Origin of the sequence: Devosia ginsengisoli (assembly GCF_007859655.1) — a bacterium.
GTDB classification, from domain to species: domain Bacteria; phylum Pseudomonadota; class Alphaproteobacteria; order Rhizobiales; family Devosiaceae; genus Devosia; species Devosia ginsengisoli.
Genome location: NZ_CP042304.1, coordinates 1,273,247 through 1,289,826 on the forward strand (window position 1 = coordinate 1,273,247; position 16,580 = coordinate 1,289,826).

Annotated in this window: 15 protein-coding genes; 6 read left to right on the plus strand and 9 right to left on the minus strand. The window is 64.9% G+C overall.

Annotation, left to right across the window (positions count from 1 at the left end; translation table 11 throughout):
• Positions 1-7 precede the first annotated feature (7 nt).
• From FPZ08_RS06170 to FPZ08_RS06185, 4 genes are all read right to left on the minus strand, one after another.
• Positions 8-547 (minus strand): putative immunity protein, encoded by a 540-nt coding sequence (locus FPZ08_RS06170; RefSeq protein ID WP_146289166.1) that lies wholly within the window; start codon positions 545-547, stop codon positions 8-10.
• A complete protein-coding gene (locus FPZ08_RS06175; RefSeq protein ID WP_210246863.1) occupies positions 547-1,029 on the minus strand; it encodes a putative immunity protein in 483 nt (160 codons plus the stop codon). Before FPZ08_RS06175 ends, FPZ08_RS06170 begins: the two co-directional genes overlap by 1 nt.
• A gap of 44 nt (positions 1,030-1,073) precedes the next feature.
• Complete coding sequence (locus tag FPZ08_RS06180; protein ID WP_146289168.1) at positions 1,074-1,460, minus strand: GFA family protein; 387 nt, start codon at positions 1,458-1,460, stop codon at positions 1,074-1,076.
• A 112-nt stretch (positions 1,461-1,572) separates the two neighbouring features.
• On the minus strand, positions 1,573-3,384 hold the full coding sequence (locus tag FPZ08_RS06185) for an IlvD/Edd family dehydratase (RefSeq protein ID WP_146289169.1): 1,812 nt from the start codon (positions 3,382-3,384) through the stop codon (positions 1,573-1,575).
• A 275-nt stretch (positions 3,385-3,659) separates the two neighbouring features.
• On the opposite strand from FPZ08_RS06185, the gene FPZ08_RS06190 reads away from it, so the two are divergent.
• The 4 genes from FPZ08_RS06190 to FPZ08_RS06205 are packed head-to-tail and all read left to right on the plus strand — an operon-like array spanning position 3,660 to position 8,047.
• On the plus strand, positions 3,660-4,580 hold the full coding sequence (locus FPZ08_RS06190) for a 2-dehydro-3-deoxygalactonokinase (RefSeq protein WP_146289170.1): 921 nt from the start codon (positions 3,660-3,662) through the stop codon (positions 4,578-4,580).
• An 11-nt stretch (positions 4,581-4,591) separates the two neighbouring features.
• Positions 4,592-5,203 carry a 2-dehydro-3-deoxy-6-phosphogalactonate aldolase gene (locus tag FPZ08_RS06195; RefSeq protein WP_146289171.1) on the plus strand — a complete coding sequence of 204 codons (612 nt, stop codon included), beginning with the start codon at positions 4,592-4,594 and terminating at the stop codon, positions 5,201-5,203.
• Positions 5,200-6,078 (plus strand): SMP-30/gluconolactonase/LRE family protein, encoded by an 879-nt coding sequence (locus FPZ08_RS06200; RefSeq protein ID WP_146289172.1) that lies wholly within the window; start codon positions 5,200-5,202, stop codon positions 6,076-6,078. The genes FPZ08_RS06195 and FPZ08_RS06200 overlap by 4 nt, the downstream gene beginning before the upstream one ends.
• Before the next feature lie 10 nt (positions 6,079-6,088).
• Entirely contained in the window at positions 6,089-8,047 is a 1,959-nt protein-coding gene (locus tag FPZ08_RS06205; protein WP_146289173.1) for a beta-galactosidase, read from the plus strand.
• Here FPZ08_RS06205 and FPZ08_RS06210 read toward each other — a convergent pair.
• Positions 8,016-10,139 carry a ComEC/Rec2 family competence protein gene (locus FPZ08_RS06210; RefSeq protein ID WP_146289174.1) on the minus strand — a complete coding sequence of 708 codons (2,124 nt, stop codon included), beginning with the start codon at positions 10,137-10,139 and terminating at the stop codon, positions 8,016-8,018. The two genes, FPZ08_RS06205 and FPZ08_RS06210, sit on opposite strands and share 32 nt — an antisense overlap.
• Before the next feature lie 77 nt (positions 10,140-10,216).
• Here FPZ08_RS06210 and gltX point away from each other — a divergent pair, with 77 nt between their 5' ends.
• Positions 10,217-11,635: a glutamate--tRNA ligase gene (gene gltX / locus FPZ08_RS06215; RefSeq protein WP_425457573.1), complete on the plus strand. Its 1,419-nt coding sequence runs from the start codon at positions 10,217-10,219 to the stop codon at positions 11,633-11,635.
• A 147-nt stretch (positions 11,636-11,782) separates the two neighbouring features.
• Positions 11,783-13,072 (plus strand): citrate synthase, encoded by a 1,290-nt coding sequence (gene gltA / locus FPZ08_RS06220; RefSeq protein ID WP_146289176.1) that lies wholly within the window; start codon positions 11,783-11,785, stop codon positions 13,070-13,072.
• On the opposite strand, the gene FPZ08_RS06225 is transcribed toward gltA, so the two are convergent.
• From FPZ08_RS06225 to lpxD, 4 genes are read right to left on the minus strand one after another with little or no spacing between them, the layout of a single operon-like run.
• The gene (locus FPZ08_RS06225) at positions 13,048-14,220 is read right to left on the minus strand and encodes a lipid-A-disaccharide synthase (RefSeq protein ID WP_146289177.1); all 1,173 of its coding nucleotides are present in this window, start codon (positions 14,218-14,220) and stop codon (positions 13,048-13,050) included. The two genes, gltA and FPZ08_RS06225, sit on opposite strands and share 25 nt — an antisense overlap.
• Entirely contained in the window at positions 14,221-15,030 is an 810-nt protein-coding gene (lpxA, locus tag FPZ08_RS06230; protein WP_146289178.1) for an acyl-ACP--UDP-N-acetylglucosamine O-acyltransferase, read from the minus strand.
• Positions 15,027-15,503, minus strand: coding sequence for a 3-hydroxyacyl-ACP dehydratase FabZ (fabZ, locus tag FPZ08_RS06235; protein ID WP_146289179.1), 477 nt, complete (start codon positions 15,501-15,503; stop codon positions 15,027-15,029). The genes lpxA and fabZ overlap by 4 nt, the downstream gene beginning before the upstream one ends.
• Positions 15,500-16,528, minus strand: a complete 1,029-nt coding sequence (lpxD, locus tag FPZ08_RS06240) for a UDP-3-O-(3-hydroxymyristoyl)glucosamine N-acyltransferase (RefSeq protein ID WP_146289180.1) — start codon at positions 16,526-16,528, stop codon at positions 15,500-15,502. Before lpxD ends, fabZ begins: the two co-directional genes overlap by 4 nt.
• Between the last annotated feature and the right edge of the window lie 52 nt (positions 16,529-16,580).

A 16,580-nucleotide genomic window follows, 5' to 3' on the forward strand; every position in this document is an offset into this window, starting at 1 on the left:
ACCGGCCCTAGGGCGTGGTGCGAAGCGCCGTGTCGAGTGCGCGCAGCAACTGGCCGACACGACCACCGCCCGGCGGTGCCGGAGGAAACCGGCGAAGCACGCTCAGGACATCAGGGGGCATTTGTTGCGTGGCGCGCTGGATATGGGCGTCGCCGACAGCAGGGTCATCGCCGGCCCCAAGCTCGACGGCTCTTGCTGCATGGGCCGTTGCGCCAAGAATGTGTTTGACCTGGGTGGCATTGGGTAACGGATGCAGATAGGCCGCCGCGGAAGCCGCCATAGCGGCCCGTGCCGCCTGGCTTGCCGCAGCATTTTCCGTCTCCTGCGCCGCCTTGAGCGCAGCCCAGGAGGCATCGCGCAGGGCTTTCACCCGCTTGCCACCGCGCGCAAAGCGCAGCGCCGCATCCACTGCGTCGCGCGGGCGGATATCCGACGGTGCGGCCTGCTCGAAAATGGCGAGCACGGCGCCGGCGTTTTCGGCCGCATAGGCGGCCACCGCACGAAGCGCGTCCATCTCCAGAATGATCTCACCCTCCGGGAACGTCATCAGCAGTCGAACACAAACCAGCAGGCGTGATTGCGCAGCCGCTGGTCGTCCAGCACCAGATCGCGGATTTCGTCCGGCAACTGTTCGCGCTGCCATCGACATTCCCGGCGGCCGGCTACTTCGCGCCCGGTCTCGCTGGTCGCCGCCTGCACTGCCCTTATCGCATAGGCTGCCGCACCCAGCTCATGGGCCGGCACATGGGCGACAGCCACGGCCTGGGCGGTGGCATAAGCGGCAAATTTCGCCGCGCCGGAGACATCGCGGGCCGCAGAGCGGGCGGCGGCGGCCTTGAGGGCCTGGCGCATGGTAATCTCGCCGCGCGTCCAGGCATGATTTTGGGCAATGGCGTGTTTCAGGCGATCATCGCCCCGCAAGGCCGCCTCGAAGATTGGGAAGACATGCTCGGCGCAGGTGGCGGCCCATACGGCAAGTAGCCGGTGGTCGCGGTCGCTCAGCGTGCCGCCGCGACGAACAGTGATCAATCTGGGATCGCGGGGCTCGGTGAAAATCATGCGCCTGAGTGCTTCTAATCCAGATACTTGCCCGAACCGGCACCATCCTTGTGCCGCAAACGGGCCGCGGAAACCACGGCTTCGGGCAGCAGGCGCGCATTGATGCCGCGCGTGGTGCGGCTAGCGGAACGCGGCGCCCAATGGGTAACGCAGCCGCAATTGCTGCAGCGGTGAAAATCCACATGCTTGCCATTCCAGGCATAGCGGTCGGTGACGCCGGGCTCGGGCAGGCTGCTGAGTTCGGCCGCATCATAATAGACCCAGAGCACACCATAGCGGCGACACAGGCTGCAATTGCATTCGACCACCACACTGGGCGCATGCGGCAGGACGATGTTCACCGCACCGCAATGGCAGCTTGCAATGGGGCCGGTTTGCGCGTCGTGCGTTGGCTCTGTCATGGCGTGGTCCCCGAATATCTGCTGTGTCTATAGCATAGAGGCCGATCCGGTTACGGCGGCCCAAAGCAAAGGGCCCGCACCAATGGTACGGGCCCTTCTCGATTATTGGCGATCAGTGATTGTCGCGCGGAATGCCGTTGGTCTGGGCAATGCGCTGGTATTTTTCGGCCGGCTCGAGAATGGCGCCGTCGCCCAACTGGCCGACAATGCCGCGCTGGATTTCCTGCCAGGGCGTCTGGTGCCGGGGGAATTTGTAGCCCCCCGCCGCTTCGAGCGCGGCACGGCGCGTGGCGATTTCCTCGTCGGAGATGAGGATATTGGCCTGGCCCTTGTTGAGGTCGATGCGCACGCGATCGCCGGTCTTGAGGATAGCGAGATTGCCACCGGCAGCGGCTTCGGGCGAGGCATTGAGGATGGAGGGTGAGCCCGATGTGCCGGACTGGCGGCCATCGCCGATACAGGCCAGCGAATGGATGCCCTTCTTGATGAGATAGGCCGGCGGCCGCATGTTGACCACTTCGGCCGCGCCCGGATAGCCGATGGGGCCGGCGCCACGCATGAACAGCAAGGTGTTCTCGTCAATCTCCAGCGAGGGATCGTCGATGCGGTGGTGGTAGTCCTCGGGGCCGTCGAACACCACCGCCTTGCCCTCGAACATGCCGGGATGGGCCGGATCGGCAAGGTAGCGGTCGCGGAACTCGGACGAGATCACTGATGTCTTCATGATGGCATTGTCGAAGAGGTTGCCGCGCAGCACGAGGAATCCGGCTTCCGCCTTGAGCGGATTGTCGAAATGGCGGATGACCTTGTCGTCCTGGATGGTGGTGGCGCGGCAATTCTCACCGATGGGCTTGCCGTTGACGGTAGGCGCACCCTCGCGGATCAGCCCCTGCCCCATCAGTTCATTGACCACCGCCGGCACGCCGCCGGCATGATAGAAGTCCTCGCCCAGATATTCGCCGGCCGGCTGCAGGTTCACCAGCAGCGGCACCTTGTGACCATGCTTCTGCCAGTCGTCGATATTGAGCTCGACGCCGATATGGCGGGCAATGGCATTGATGTGGATCGGCGCATTGGTCGAGCCCCCAATGGCCGAATTGACCACGATGGCGTTGAGGAAATTGTCCTTGGTCATGATGTCGGAGGGCTTGAGGTCCTCATGCACCATGTCGACGATGCGCTTGCCGGTGCGATAGGCCATTTCCTGGCGATCGCGGTAGGGCGCGGGAATGGCGGCCGAGCCGGGCAATTGCATGCCCAAGGCCTCGGCCAACGAATTCATCGTCGACGCCGTGCCCATCGTGTTGCAGAAGCCGGTCGAGGGGGCCGAGGAGGCCACCAGCTCGATGAACTGGGCATAGTCGATCTCGCCGGCCGCCATCATCTGGCGCGCCTTCCACACGATGGTGCCCGAGCCGGTGCGCTCGCCCTTGTGCCAGCCATTGAGCATGGGGCCGACCGAAAGGGCGATGGCGGGGATATTGACGGTCGCCGCGCCCATCAGCATGGCCGGCGTGGTCTTGTCGCAGCCGATGGTGAGCACGACGCCATCGAGCGGGTATCCGTAGAGCACTTCGACCAGGCCGAGATAGGCCAGGTTACGGTCGAGGCCGGCAGTGGGGCGCTTGCCGGTTTCCTGGATCGGATGGACCGGAAATTCGATAGCGATACCGCCTGCCTCGCGGATGCCTTCGCGCACGCGCTCGGCCAGCACGATATGGTGGCGGTTGCAGGGGGAAAGGTCCGACCCGGTCTGGGCGATGCCGATGATCGGCTTGCCCGACTGCAGCTCTTCGCGCGACACGCCGAAATTCATGTAGCGCTCGAGATAGAGCGCGGTCATATCAGGGTTGTCGGGATTGTCGAACCAGGCGCGCGAACGCAACTTTTTGGGCGCCTCGCCGGAGCCATTGCCTGCAGTCATTTCATCTTTCCTCTCGGGTCCGCGGTGCGCGACACTGCCCGCCGTTTGGAGCCGTTCTAACATGGCTTACGCCAGAGTGAAGGCGATTCCGAGTAAAAAATCATACAAATGGCCGGCACACCGCCCGATATTCCCCAACGCCCTGAAAATCTTACCAAACGAGGGGACCGGAGCTGATAATCCGGGCTGTTCTGCAGCGCAGAATCGGGCTGGCTGAAACGGCCGCCAGCCTTTAGGGTCGCGCCGCGTCGAGCCTGCCGCGATGAGGGAAATACGTGAGTGAGATCGTAGACTGGGTGGCCGTGGACTGGGGCACCTCCAACCTGCGCGCCTGGGGCATCGGCCCCAATGGCGCGGTGACGTTCAAGAAAACCTCGCCCAAGGGCATGGGAAAGCTGGCGCGGGAGGAATTTCCCGCCGCTCTGGACGAACTGCTGGATAATGTGGCCCCTGCCCGCAGCGGGCCGCTCGACGTGCTGATCTGCGGCATGGCCGGCGCACGCCAGGGGTGGCTCGAAGCCCCCTATCTCGAAGCGCCGACCGATTTGCGCGGCCTGCTGGATGGCGCCGTGCGCCCGACCATGCCCGATCCGCGCATCGCCCCCGCCATCCTGCCCGGCGTGTGCCAGAAGGCAGGCGCCGACAATGTGATGCGCGGCGAGGAAACCCAGTTGCTGGGCCTGGCAGCGCTGACGCCGGGCTTTTCCGGCGTGGTCTGCATGCCCGGCACGCATTCGAAATGGGCGCAATTGTCGGGCACCCGCATCGAGCAGTTCTCGACGGCGATGACCGGGGAAATGTTCGAAGTGCTGCGCACCCATTCGGTGCTGCGCCACTCGCTGACCGGCGATCTCGATGGGCCGGGCCGGGCCGAAGGTTTTGCGGCCGGCGCGGCGGCCGGGCTGGATCACCCCGAGCAATTGCTGGGCACGCTGTTCCAGGTGAGGGCCGGTTCGCTCCTGTCAGGCCGCCAGCCGGACTGGTGCGCGGGCTATCTCTCCGGATTGCTTGTCGGCACCGAAATCGGCAGCAACCGTCATTTGATCGGCGACCAGCCTGTGCCATTGATCGGCTCGCCGGCGCTGAGCGCGCTTTATGCGCAAGTGCTGGCCATGGCCGGCGCCCGGGGCGAGCCCATGGACGCCACCGCAATCGTGCTGGCCGGCCTCAAGGCCGCGCGCAGCTTCGCCGCCTAGGAGTGACTAGTATGGACCACCGCCACATCATCGCCATCCTGCGGGGCATCACGCCGAACGAAACGCTGGATGTCTGCAAGGCGCTTATCGCCGCCGGCATCACCATGATCGAAGTGCCGCTCAATTCGCCCGACGCGCTGACCAGCATTGCGCTGGCCTCCAATACGCTGGGCGACGAAGCCGCCATCGGGGCGGGAACCGTGCTCAGCAAGAAGCATGTCTGGGCCGTTTCGGATGCCGGGGGCACCTTCGTGGTTTCGCCCGACACCAACAAGCAGGTGATCGAGGAAACCGTGCGGCTGCAGATGCTGTCCTATCCCGGTGTATTCACCCCGACCGACGCCTTCCGCGCCATCAAGGCCGGGGCGACCGGGCTCAAATTCTTCCCCGCCGAAGTGCTCGGCCCCAAGGGCATCAAGGCGATGAAGGCAGTGCTGCCGCCCGAACTGCCGGTCTATGCCGTGGGCGGCGCCAATCCGGACAATTTCGGCGAATATTTCGCCGCCGGTTGCACTGGCTTCGGGCTGGGCACCTATATCTACAAGCCCGGCATGGACGCCGCCCAGGTGGCCGAGCGCGCCGCTGCCGCCGTTGCCGCCTATGATGCGGGGAAGGCTGCATGAGCGCTACAGCAAGCCTGCTGTTCGACAGCCAGTGCCAACTGGGCGAAGGTCCGATCTGGCATCAGGGCCGCCAGCAACTGTTCTTCTTCGACATCAACGAGCAGACGCTGTTTGCCGTGACCGCCGACGGCGAGGTGGCCGATAGCTGGCTGTTCAACGAGACCGTGGCCGCCGCCGCCGTGCTGGACGACCATATGCTGGTGCTGGCGACCGAGACCGGGCTCAAGGAATTCGACCTGGCCAGCGGCGGCATGAACCGCATCAACGAGATCGAGGCCGACAACCCTATCACTCGCACCAATGACAGCCGGGTACACCCCTCGGGCGCCTTCTGGATCGGCACGATGGGCAAGGTCGACGAGGAAGCCCCTGTCGGTTCGGTCTATCACTACCGCGCCGGAACGCTGACCACGCTCAAGTCGGGCATAAGGATACCCAACGCCACCTGTTTTTCGCCGGATGGGCGCATCGCTTACTGGACCGATACGCCGACCCGCAAGATCCTCCAATGCGCCACCGACCCGGAAACCGGGCTGCCGGTGGGCGAGTGGACGCTGTTTGCCGATATCGAGGGGCATCGCGGCTGGCCCGATGGCGCCGTGGTGGATAGCGAAGGCTACCTGTGGAACGCCCGCTGGGGCGGCTCCTGCGTGGTGCGCCATGCGCCTGACGGTTCGGTGGACCGCGTGGTGGAAGTGCCGGTCAGCCAGGTCACCTGCCCGGCTTTCGGCGGGGCGGACCTCAAGACGCTGTTCATCACCACGGCCGCCAAGAATCTGAGCGCCGAACAGCTCGCCGCCGAAAAACATGCCGGAAGCCTGTTCGCCATCACGGTGGATGTCGCCGGCCAGCCTGAAACGCCCATCGCTCTCTGAGACCTCTGTCATGACCACCCCCGCACTCGGCGTCTGCTATTATCCCGAACATTGGCCGGAAGATGTGTGGGAGCGCGACGCGGCGCGCATGGCCGAGGTGGGCATCAAGTGGGTACGCATCGGGGAATTCGCCTGGTCGAAGCTGGAGCCGACGCCCGGCAAGCTGACCTTCGACTGGATCATCCGGGCCATGGACGTGCTGGGGCGGCATGGGCTCAAAGTGGTGTTCGGCACGCCGACGGCCACGCCGCCGCGCTGGATGGTCGACAAGCACCCCGCCATGCTTGCAGTGGATGCGCAGGGGCGCCGCCGCGGCTTCGGCTCGCGCCGGCACTATGATTTCAGCCATCTCGGCTATCGCGAAGAGGCCGGGCGCATCACGCGCCTGCTGGCCGATGCCGTGGGCGACCACCCTGCCCTCGGCGCCTGGCAGACCGACAATGAATATGGCTGCCACGGCACGACCTATTCCTATTCGCCTTCCGCCGAGGCCGGCTTCCGGCAATGGCTGGCGGAGAAATATGGCAATGTGGATGCGCTGAACCAGGCTTGGGGCGCGGTGTTCTGGTCGATGGATTACAACAGTTTCGAGCAGGTGGGCCTGCCGAACCTGCTGGTCTGCGAGGCGGCGCCGGCGCATGACCTCGATTTCCGCCGCTATGCCTCGGACCAGGTGGCGGCCTTCAATAAGGTGCAGTTCGATATCCTGAAGGCACGGCGGCCGGACCTGCCGGTCATTCACAATTTCATGTCGCGCTATACCGAATTCGACCATTACGACGTGGCCGAAACGCTCGATATCGCCAGTTGGGACAGCTACCCGATCGGGCATCTGGCGGTCAGCGACGAGCCGGACGAGATCAAGCGGCTCTATATGCGCCAGGGCGATCCTGACAATGCCGCCTTCCACCACGATCTCTATCGCGCTGTGGGCCATGGCCGCTGGTGGATCATGGAACAGCAGCCCGGCCCGGTGAACTGGGCGCAGTTCAACCCCGATCCCCTGCCCGGCATGGCGCGGCTCTGGGCCTGGGAGGGTTTTGCCCATGGCGCCGAAGTGGTGACCTATTTCCGCTGGCGGCAGGCGCCCTTTGCGCAGGAGCAGATGCATGCCGGCCTGCTGCGGCCCGACAGCGAGCCGGCGCCGGCCTATCATGAAGCGATGCAGGTGGCGGAGGAACTGAAAAGCGTTGCGCTGGACGGTCTGGCCAACAAGGGCCGCGTCGCGCTGGTCTTCGACTATCAGAGCGAGTGGGCCTGGGAAATCCAGCCCCAGGCCAAGGGCTTTTCCCATGGCGCCCATGTCCGGGCGCTTTATGCCGCCTTCCGCAAGCACGGCATCGATATCGACATCCTGCCGCCGAGCACGAAGAGCTTTGCCGGCTATGACATCGTCGCTATTCCGGCGCTGTTCGCCTGGAATGACGCCCTGCGGGAGGCCATCACCGAATTCGACGGACACCTGCTGATCGGGCCGCGTTCGGGCTCCAAGACCGAGAATTTTGCCATTCCGGCCAATCTGGCGCCGGACCTGCCGAGCAACCTGCTCGATGTGAAGGTGGCGCGGATCGACAGTCTCGACCCGGCGCTCGATATCGAGGTGCGGGGCAGCGGGGCCATCCACCACTGGCGCGAGCGCATCGAGACCAGGGCCAATGTGGTGATCGAGGATGTGGATGGTTGGCCGGTGCTGGTCAACCAGGGCAAGCTCTATTACCTCGGCGCCAGCGGCAACCGGGCGCTGGTGCAGCGCGTGGTGGACTACCTGCTCGCCGAAACCGATACGCCGACGCTCAACCTGCCGGCGGGTGTGCGTTGCCGGACGCGCGACGGGTTCCGTATCTATGTAAATTACGGTGCCGGGCCGGCGGCGCTGAATGCCGCAACCGACGAAGCGGGTTATGTGCTGGGCACGGCCGAAATGCCCGCCGCCGGCGTCACCGTGGCACGACTCGCCAGGGCCGGGTGAGATTGGGAATGGCGGGGCGGATATCGAACCGCCCTGCCCCCGCATTCCAGCGCAGCCAGTGCACGCCGCCGGCCGCCAGCGCATCGGCGTCGATCACCTGACTGCCGGCGCAGGTCACCGGCGCACGGATGCGGGCGATGACGAGGTCGTTGCGACCGCAATCCTCGGCAAAGGCGGCGCCATTGCGGATCACCGCGACCGAGAAGCGGTCGGTAGTGGCGATGCAGCCCAGGCTGTCGCACAATGTGCCATCGGCCTTTGCGGCGATCGGCTCCTGATAATGCTCGCTCCAGACCTCGGTGGCGAAGCTGCCGGTGCGGCCGGTGATGAGGCCCATGCCGGCTTCAGTGCGCAGCGCCACGGCCTGTGTGCTGTCGGCGATGAGGATATCGGGGCGTTGATCGAGCCCCACCAGCAGGATCAGCGGGATCGCCAGAGCGGGGCCGAGCAGCCGCCACCAGGAGTTGAGGAAGGCGAACCAGGCCAGGGCCACGAGGCCGATGACCAGCGCCAGACCGGTCAGCAAAGGGTTACCGGTCAGCCCCTCGCTCCACCCGGCAACCAGCTCGGCGCCATCGACCATGCGGTCTATGCCCCAGCCCATGACGGCCACGAAAGGCGCTTCGATGCCGAAGGGCATGGCGAGAACCGACAGCACGGCGAAGGGCATGATGACGAGGCTGACCACCGGCAGGACCAGCACATTGCCCAAGACGCCGAGCGGCGCGGTCTGCTGGAAGTGATAGGCCGAGAACAGCAGCGTGGCGGTGCCGGCGATGAAGCTGGTCAGTGCCGTGGCCCAGATGGTGGCCCATAGCCGCCTGCCCCAGTTGCGGTCCGCAGCCGGCGGCGGGCGCGGCATTTCGTAGATGCCGATCAGCGCCACCACGGCCGCGAAGGAGAGCTGGAAGCTGGCGCGGAATATGCTGGCCGGATCGATGACTGTTATCGCCAAAGCCGCGATGGCCACATTGCGCATGGTCAGCGCCCGCCGGCCAGCCAGCACGGCACCGAAGATCAGCGCCAGCATGATGGTGGAGCGGAGCGCCGGCACATTGGCGAGGCCGCCGGCCAGCAGCAGATAGCCGGCCGCAGCGACGAGTCCGGCGACGGCAGCGATCTTCTTGACCGGCCAGCGCGTGGCCGTGGCGGCAATGGACGCCAATAGCAGGCGCAGCAGGAAGAAGGTACCGCCGGCAACGATGGATAGATGGAGGCCCGAAATCGAATAGATATGGGCCAGGCCGGACGCCGCCATGACGTCGCGGGTGGCGTCGTCGATGCCGCTCTGGTCGCCCACCACCATGGCTCGGCCGATGGCGGCGGAGGGCCCGTCGAGCACCGCATCGATGCGGGCGCCGATGGCCATGCGCAGGCCTTCGATGGCACGGGTGGCGTCAAAACTATCGCCGTGGCGCACCAGTTCGAAACCGCTGGTGACATTGCCATAGGCGCCGATGCCGGCGAAATAGGCGTGGAACTGCCCGTCAAAGGCGCCGGGCAGGATCGGCCCGGGGACCGGGGCCAGCCGCAGCTTGGCGCGGATGATATCGCCCGGCGCCAGCGGCGGCTCGGGCGGCACGACCAGCCGGGCACGAACTATGGGAAGCGGCCGATCATCGGCCAGCGGGGTAAGGCTCGAGACAACGACACGGCGGGTTTCCGGTGTGGCCGAAACGATCTCGTCCACCCGCGCCTCGTAAAGCCCATAGGCGGGCCGCGTCAGCATGGTGGTGCCGAACCACAGCCCATGCAGCGGCAACAGGCAGAACCCGACCCATGCCGCGACGAGCAGGCCGGCCAGCGGCAGGGTGATCGAGCGCCTGAGCAGCACGGTGAGCAGGGCCAAGGCAAGGCCGATGGCCAGCAGCGCCTGTGGTTCCGGCTCGCCCGGCAGCACGGCATAGGCGATGAGGCCGGCAATCATGGCGAAGGGCAGCAGCACGAAAAGTCGGCGGGTAACAGCGGCGTCGGCGAGACCGGTAGCGGTAGCCGGTCGCGACCAGAGCGCCGGCAGGCGCTGGCCTGATGGCGTCCCCACCGCCACAGGCGCAATGCCGGTGTCGCGCTCGCGTGTTTCCGCCTCCAGCACCCGCTTTGCCCCCGCCCTTGCGCTCGTGCCGCGCTATGCTACACACGGCCCACAAATCCTCCAAACTTTCCGGTCTCATGTCCCAGGTCGTTACCCGTTTCGCCCCTTCGCCCACCGGCTACCTGCATATCGGTGGCGCCCGCACGGCCCTGTTCAGTTGGGCCTATGCCCAGAACAAGGGCGGCAAGATGCTGCTGCGCATCGAGGACACCGACCGCGAACGCTCGACCGAAGCCGCCGTGACCGCGCTGGTCGACGGGCTCAAATGGCTCGGCCTGACCTGGGATGGCGAGCCGATCAGCCAGTTCGGCCGCGCTGCGCGCCATGCCGAAGTGGCCCATGAACTGGTGAAGATGGGCCACGCCTATTACTGCTACTGCTCGCCGGCCGAACTGGACCAGATGCGCGAGGAGGCCCGCGCCGCCGGCAAGCCGCCGCGCTATAACGGCTATTGGCGCGACCGCGACCAGAGCGAGGCGCCGGATGGCGTGGCGCCGGTGATCCGCATCAAGGCGCCACTGTCAGGCGATATCGTGGTGGACGACCATGTGCAGGGCAAGGTCGTGTTCAAGGCCGAGAACCTGGACGATTTCATCATCCTGCGCTCGGACGGCACGCCGACCTATATGCATGCCGTGGTGGTCGATGACCACGACATGGGCGTAACGCATATCATCCGCGGCGACGACCACCTGACCAATGCCGCCCGCCAGATCGTCATCTACAATGCCATGGGCTGGACCGTGCCCGAGATGGCGCATATCCCGCTGATCCACGGCCCTGATGGCGCCAAGCTCTCCAAGCGCCACGGCGCGCTGGGCGTGGAAGCCTATCGGCAGATGGGCTATCTACCCGAAGCCCTGCGCAACTACCTCGCCCGCCTGGGCTGGAGCCATGGCGACGATGAAATTTTCTCGACCGAGCAGATGGTCGAGTGGTTCAGCCTGGAAGGCCTCAACAAGGGCGCGGCGCGCTTCGATTTCGTCAAGCTCGAGAATATCAACGGCCACTATATCCGCGAGGCGGCCCCGGCCTATCTCTATGACGTGATGCTGGCGACATCAGCCGAAGTGGGTCGGCAGGCCGATGTCGACGGGCTTTCGGCCAACAAGGAGACGGTTCTTACGGCCCTGCCCGAATTGCAGCCGCGCGCCAAGACGGTGCTGGAGCTGATCGACCTGGCCCAGTTCATCTATGCGTCACGCCCGCTTGCTATCGATGCCGCGGCGGCAGCCTTGCTGACGCCGGAGACACGGGCCGTGCTCAGGGACATGGCCGAGGTGCTGCGTGGCCTCAACGAATGGTCGGTGCCGGCGATCGATGCGGCCATGCGGGCCCTGGCCGAGGCCAAGGGACTCAAGCTGGGCAAGCTGGCCCAGCCGCTTCGCGCGGCGCTCACCGGACGCACCGTGTCGCCGGGGATTTTCGAGGTTATGGTGCTCATCGGACGGGACGAAAGTATGGCTCGTCTTGAGGATCAAACGAGCGCTGTCTAGTGCTAATCGGAGGGTAAGCCTTGCTTACCCATTGGTTGCGTCGGAAGGGTAAAAACTGATACCCCTGCGCAGCAGCTATATCTGCCCAGTTTACGGCTTCGAGCGACCGGAATCATTGCGGACGCGGAGGCCTTCGAGGAGAGCTCAATGACCGAAAAAGTCGCCAAACTCGTCATCGGGGACCAGACCCACGAATTCCCGGTACTGTCCGGCACGGTAGGCCCTGACGTGATCGACATCCGATCGCTCTACGCCAAGACCGGCATGTTCACCTACGACCCGGGTTTCACCTCGACGGCGGCATGCGACAGCGCCATCACCTATATCGACGGCGACCAGGGCCAGCTCCTCTATCGCGGCTACCCGATCGAACAGCTCTCCGACAAGAGCAACTATCTCGAAGTCTGTTACCTGCTGCTCTATGGCGAGCTGCCCACCAAGGCCCAGATGGCCGAATTCGAGCAGCTGGTGACCCGCCACACCATGGTGCATGAGCAGATGCACTATTTCTTCCGCGGCTTCCGTCGCGATGCCCACCCCATGGCAGTGATGACCGGCGTGGTCGGCGCCATGGCGGCCTTCTACCACGACTCCACCGACATCAACGACCCGCAGCAGCGCGAGATCGCCTCGATCCGCATGATCGCCAAGATGCCGACCATTGCGGCCATGGCGTACAAATATTCGGTGGGCCAGCCCTTCGTCTATCCGCGCAACGACCTCGATTACGCGTCCAATTTCCTGCATATGTGCTTCTCGGTGCCGGCAGAGGAATACAAGGTGAACCCGACCATCGCCAAGGCGATGGACCTGATCTTCACCCTGCATGCCGATCACGAGCAGAATGCCTCGACCTCGACGGTGCGCCTGGCCGGCTCGTCCGATGCCAATCCCTTCGCTTGCATCGCGGCCGGCGTGGCCTGCCTGTGGGGCCCGGCCCATGGTGGCGCCAACGAGGCGGCGCTCAACATGCTCAAGGAAATTGGCACGGTTGACCGCATTCCCGAATTCATCGCCCGCGCCAAGGACAAGTCCGACAATTTCAAGCTGATGGGCTTCGGCCACCGGGTCTACAAGAACTTCGACCCGCGCGCGACCGTGATGCAGAAGACCGCCAAGGAAGTGCTGGACCTGCTGGGCGTTCACAACAATCCGACGCTGCAGGTGGCCCAGGAGCTCGAGAAGATCGCGCTCGAGGACCCCTACTTCATCGAGCGCAAGCTCTATCCCAATGTCGATTTCTATTCGGGCATCATCCTGGAAGCCATCGGCTTCCCGACCTCGATGTTCACCGTGCTGTTCTCGGTCGCCCGCACCGTTGGCTGGATCAGCCAGTGGAAGGAAATGATCGCCGATCCGCAGAAGAAGATCGGCCGCCCGCGCCAGCTCTATGATGGCTCGCCGGCCCGCGACTACGAGGCGCTCAGCGCCCGCTGATGCCAATGGGCCAGGACCCGGTCTGCCGGGTCCTGCCGCGGGAAATCGGCTTCGCCGCTTTCCATGAGATCTGAAAGCTCGCCAAAGGCCGCAATCTGGTCCTGGCGGGCTTTTTTATTGTCGAGCATGGTCTGGACCGCGGCCAGCATGGCGTCGGCATCGGGCACGTTCTGCACCAGTTCGGGCACGGCGATACGGCCCAGGATGAGATTGGGCAGCGAGACCGGCGGGCGACCATGCGCGTCATAGATGCGGGCCTGGTGCGGATCGAGCACATAGGTCACGACCATGGGCACCTGCGCCAAAGCCAGCTCCAGCGTCACCGTGCCGGAGACAGCCAGTGCCAGCGCGGCCTGCCGATAGATATCGGCCCGCGCCGCACGGTCGGAGACAATGCGCACCGGAACCGGCCAATCCGCGACCTCGCGCTCCAGCCGTTCATGCAGCCCCGGCAATGTCGGGATGACAATATCGTCGATGACGGGATGAGAGCCGATCTGGCCGACCACCTGCCGGAACACCGGCAGATGACGGCGCAATTCGCCGTCGCGACTGCCGGGCAGCAGCACCAGCGGGCCACTTTCCACGGCGTCCCGCGCCAATCGCTCCGCCAGGGCCGGATGGCCGACATAGCAGGTGGGCGGCCCATCGAGGCGCTGCATCACAGCAGGTTCGAACGGCAGCACGGCCAGCACTTCCTCGAAGAGCGGCTTGAGCTTGGCGGCGCGCTGCGGCGCCCGCGCCCAGACAGACGGCGCGACGTAGAGGATGAGTTTCCCCTTGTAGCCGAGGCGCTTCAGCCGCTTGGCCAGCAGGCGCGAAAAATCCTGGGAATCGACGAGCACGACGATGTCGGGCCTGGCAGCCTTGATGGCGCGCGCCGTCTGCTCGAGGCGCCAGAGCAGCAGCGGCAGGCGCAGCAGCACATCGGTGACGCCCATGACAGCCAGGTCACGCATGGGAAACAGCGAGCGCAGGCCCAAGGCCTCGAGCTCATGGCCACCGACGCCAATGAAAGCCAGCGGCACGCGTTGCTGCAGGCGCGCGACAAGATCGGCCGCTATGCGATCACCGGAGGGCTCGCCGGCGAGAATGAAGAGCTTGAGATGCTCGTCCCCCGGTTGACCAGCGCCTGCCGGAGCACTCATCTAGTCGACATCGTGGCCGTTGCGCGGCAGCAGGATCGGCCGATCCGACGCCGCGGCGATGAAGGCGACCACGTCCTGGACCAGCGGGTCGTTCTTGAACAGCTCGGCGGCATCCTCGACGCGCTCGCGCAGGGTGCCCTCGCTGGCAAAGATCAGCCGGTAAGCGGCGCGCAGGTGGTGAATCGCCTCGCGATCGAACTTGCGGCGTTTGAGGCCGATCAGGTTCAGCCCGGTCAGCGAGGCGCGATTGCCGACCGCCATGCCATAGGGGATGATATCGCCATCCACCATCGACGCGGCGCCGACAAAGGCATGCGCCCCGACGCGCGTAAACTGGTGCACGACACACATGCCGCCGAAGGTGACATTGTCGCCGATCTGGCAATGGCCGGCGATGCCGACATAATTGGCCATGATGACATTGTTGCCCAGGATGGCATCATGCGCCACATGGGCGCCGGCCATGATCAGGCAATCATTGCCGATCCTGGTCACCATGCCGCCGCCTTCGGTGCCCGGATTGATCGTCGCCGACTCACGGATGACGCAGCGCTCGCCGATTTCCACCCGCGACGCTTCGCCATGATATTTGCGATCCTGCGGCTCATGGCCGATCGAGGCGAAGGGGAATACCTTGCTGTCCGCGCCAAGCACGGTATGGCCATCGATCGACACATGCGAGAGCAGTTCGACATTGTCGCGCAGCACGACATTGTCGCCGACAATGCAATAGGGACCGATCTTCACCCCCTGGCCGAGCTGTGCGCCCGAGCCGACGATGGCCGTCGGGTGAACGACCGGAGAGCTCACGAAGCCGCCTCGATGATCATCGCCGTGATTTCGGCTTCGGCGATGATCACCCCGTCAACCATGGCCTTGGCCTCGTAGCGGCCGACATTGCGGCGGCGCTGTATCTTGGCGATATGGAACTCGATCGTGTCCCCCGGCCCGGCCGGCTTGCGGAACTTGGCCTTGTCGACGCCCAGCATCAGCACGATGTTTTTCTTGCCTGTGCCGGAATCATGCTTGATGACGATGGCGCCAGCCGTCTGGGCCATGCCCTCGATGATCAGCACGCCCGGAAATACCGGATTCTCGGGAAAATGCCCCTGGAAGATGGGCTCGTTGAACGTCACGTTCTTTATGCCCACGGCGGTCTCGTCGCGGTCGATCTTGACGATCCGGTCGATCATCAGAAACGGATAGCGATGCGGCAGGCTCTGCAGGATCTCGGCAATACTCATTGCCCCGAGTTCAGTGCTGGCTGGTGCGCTGTCGGTCATCCCCGCTTGTCCCCCTTGGAAAGTTTCCGCATCGTGGCGATTTCACGCCAGAAATCTCTTATATCCTGCGCCGGCGCACCGGCAAGCTTGCTGCCTGGCGGCCAGTTCTTGGTCACCGCGGCGCGGCCATGCACCACCGAGCCGGCGCCGATGGTCAGGTGACCCGACGTACCCACGCCGCCGCCCATCAGCACGCCATCCTCGACAATGGTCGACCCCGACAACCCGCTCATCGCGGCGATGAGGCAGGCGCGGCCGATCTTGCAGTTGTGGCCGATCTGCACGAGGTTATCGATCTTGGTGCCTTCCCCGATCATCGTGTCGCCCAGGGCGCCGCGGTCGATGGTGGAATTGGCGCCGATCTCGACCCGGTCCTGGATGAGCACCCGGCCCAGTTGCGGCACCTTGCGGTTGGACTGCCCGAAATCGAGCCAGCCGAAACCCTCGGTGCCGATGCGCACGCCAGAATGGATCACCACCTCATTGCCGATATGGGCGCAGTCGATAGTGGCATTGGCCGCGATAATGCAGTTGCGACCGATAGTGACACCGGCACCGATGACCGTATTGGCCCCGATGACGGTGCCACGGCCGATCTCGACGCCTGGCCCGACCACCACATTGGAGCCGATCGATACGTCGCGCTCGAAGACCGGCGCGCCCAGGTCGTCCCGGCCGGAAGCAATGATGGAGCGGGTATTGGCCGGATAGAGGTGATCGAGGATATCGGCGAAGAGCTGGTGCGGCTTGTCGACGGCGATGGCGAGGCTGTGGGCCGGCACCATCTCGCGCAAAGCCGGCAGCACCAGAACCGCGCCGGCCGATGTGGCGCGCAGTTCCTCGACATAATCGGTATGCGCCGCGAGGGCCAGATCGCCGCTACTCGCCAGATCGAGCTCGGTCACGCCCTCGATCGACAGATCGGCATTGGCGAGGCCGGCCAACAGATCCTTGCGATCCAGAGCCGTCAGAATGGCACCGATTGTGGACGGGCCGGCAAAACGATGAAAACGGGTGTCGACCATCAGTGTCACTTAAAAAGAATTGAGCCGCGGTGCATGCCGCCCGCGGCTCAAT

Excerpts from the sequence above, each read along its gene's own strand:
- FPZ08_RS06170 (WP_146289166.1), bottom strand. The coding sequence starts at position 547 with ATGACGTTCCCGGAGGGTGAGATCATTCTGGAGATGGACGCGCTTCGT.
- FPZ08_RS06180 (WP_146289168.1), bottom strand. The coding sequence starts at position 1,460 with ATGACAGAGCCAACGCACGACGCGCAAACCGGCCCCATTGCAAGCTGC.
- FPZ08_RS06185 (WP_146289169.1), bottom strand. The coding sequence starts at position 3,384 with ATGACTGCAGGCAATGGCTCCGGCGAGGCGCCCAAAAAGTTGCGTTCG.
- FPZ08_RS06195 (WP_146289171.1), top strand. The coding sequence starts at position 4,592 with ATGGACCACCGCCACATCATCGCCATCCTGCGGGGCATCACGCCGAAC.
- FPZ08_RS06200 (WP_146289172.1), top strand. The coding sequence starts at position 5,200 with ATGAGCGCTACAGCAAGCCTGCTGTTCGACAGCCAGTGCCAACTGGGC.
- FPZ08_RS06205 (WP_146289173.1), top strand. The coding sequence starts at position 6,089 with ATGACCACCCCCGCACTCGGCGTCTGCTATTATCCCGAACATTGGCCG.
- gltX (WP_425457573.1), top strand. The coding sequence starts at position 10,217 with ATGTCCCAGGTCGTTACCCGTTTCGCCCCTTCGCCCACCGGCTACCTG.
- gltA (WP_146289176.1), top strand. The coding sequence starts at position 11,783 with ATGACCGAAAAAGTCGCCAAACTCGTCATCGGGGACCAGACCCACGAA.
- FPZ08_RS06225 (WP_146289177.1), bottom strand. The coding sequence starts at position 14,220 with ATGAGTGCTCCGGCAGGCGCTGGTCAACCGGGGGACGAGCATCTCAAG.
- fabZ (WP_146289179.1), bottom strand. The coding sequence starts at position 15,503 with ATGACCGACAGCGCACCAGCCAGCACTGAACTCGGGGCAATGAGTATT.
- lpxD (WP_146289180.1), bottom strand. The coding sequence starts at position 16,528 with ATGGTCGACACCCGTTTTCATCGTTTTGCCGGCCCGTCCACAATCGGT.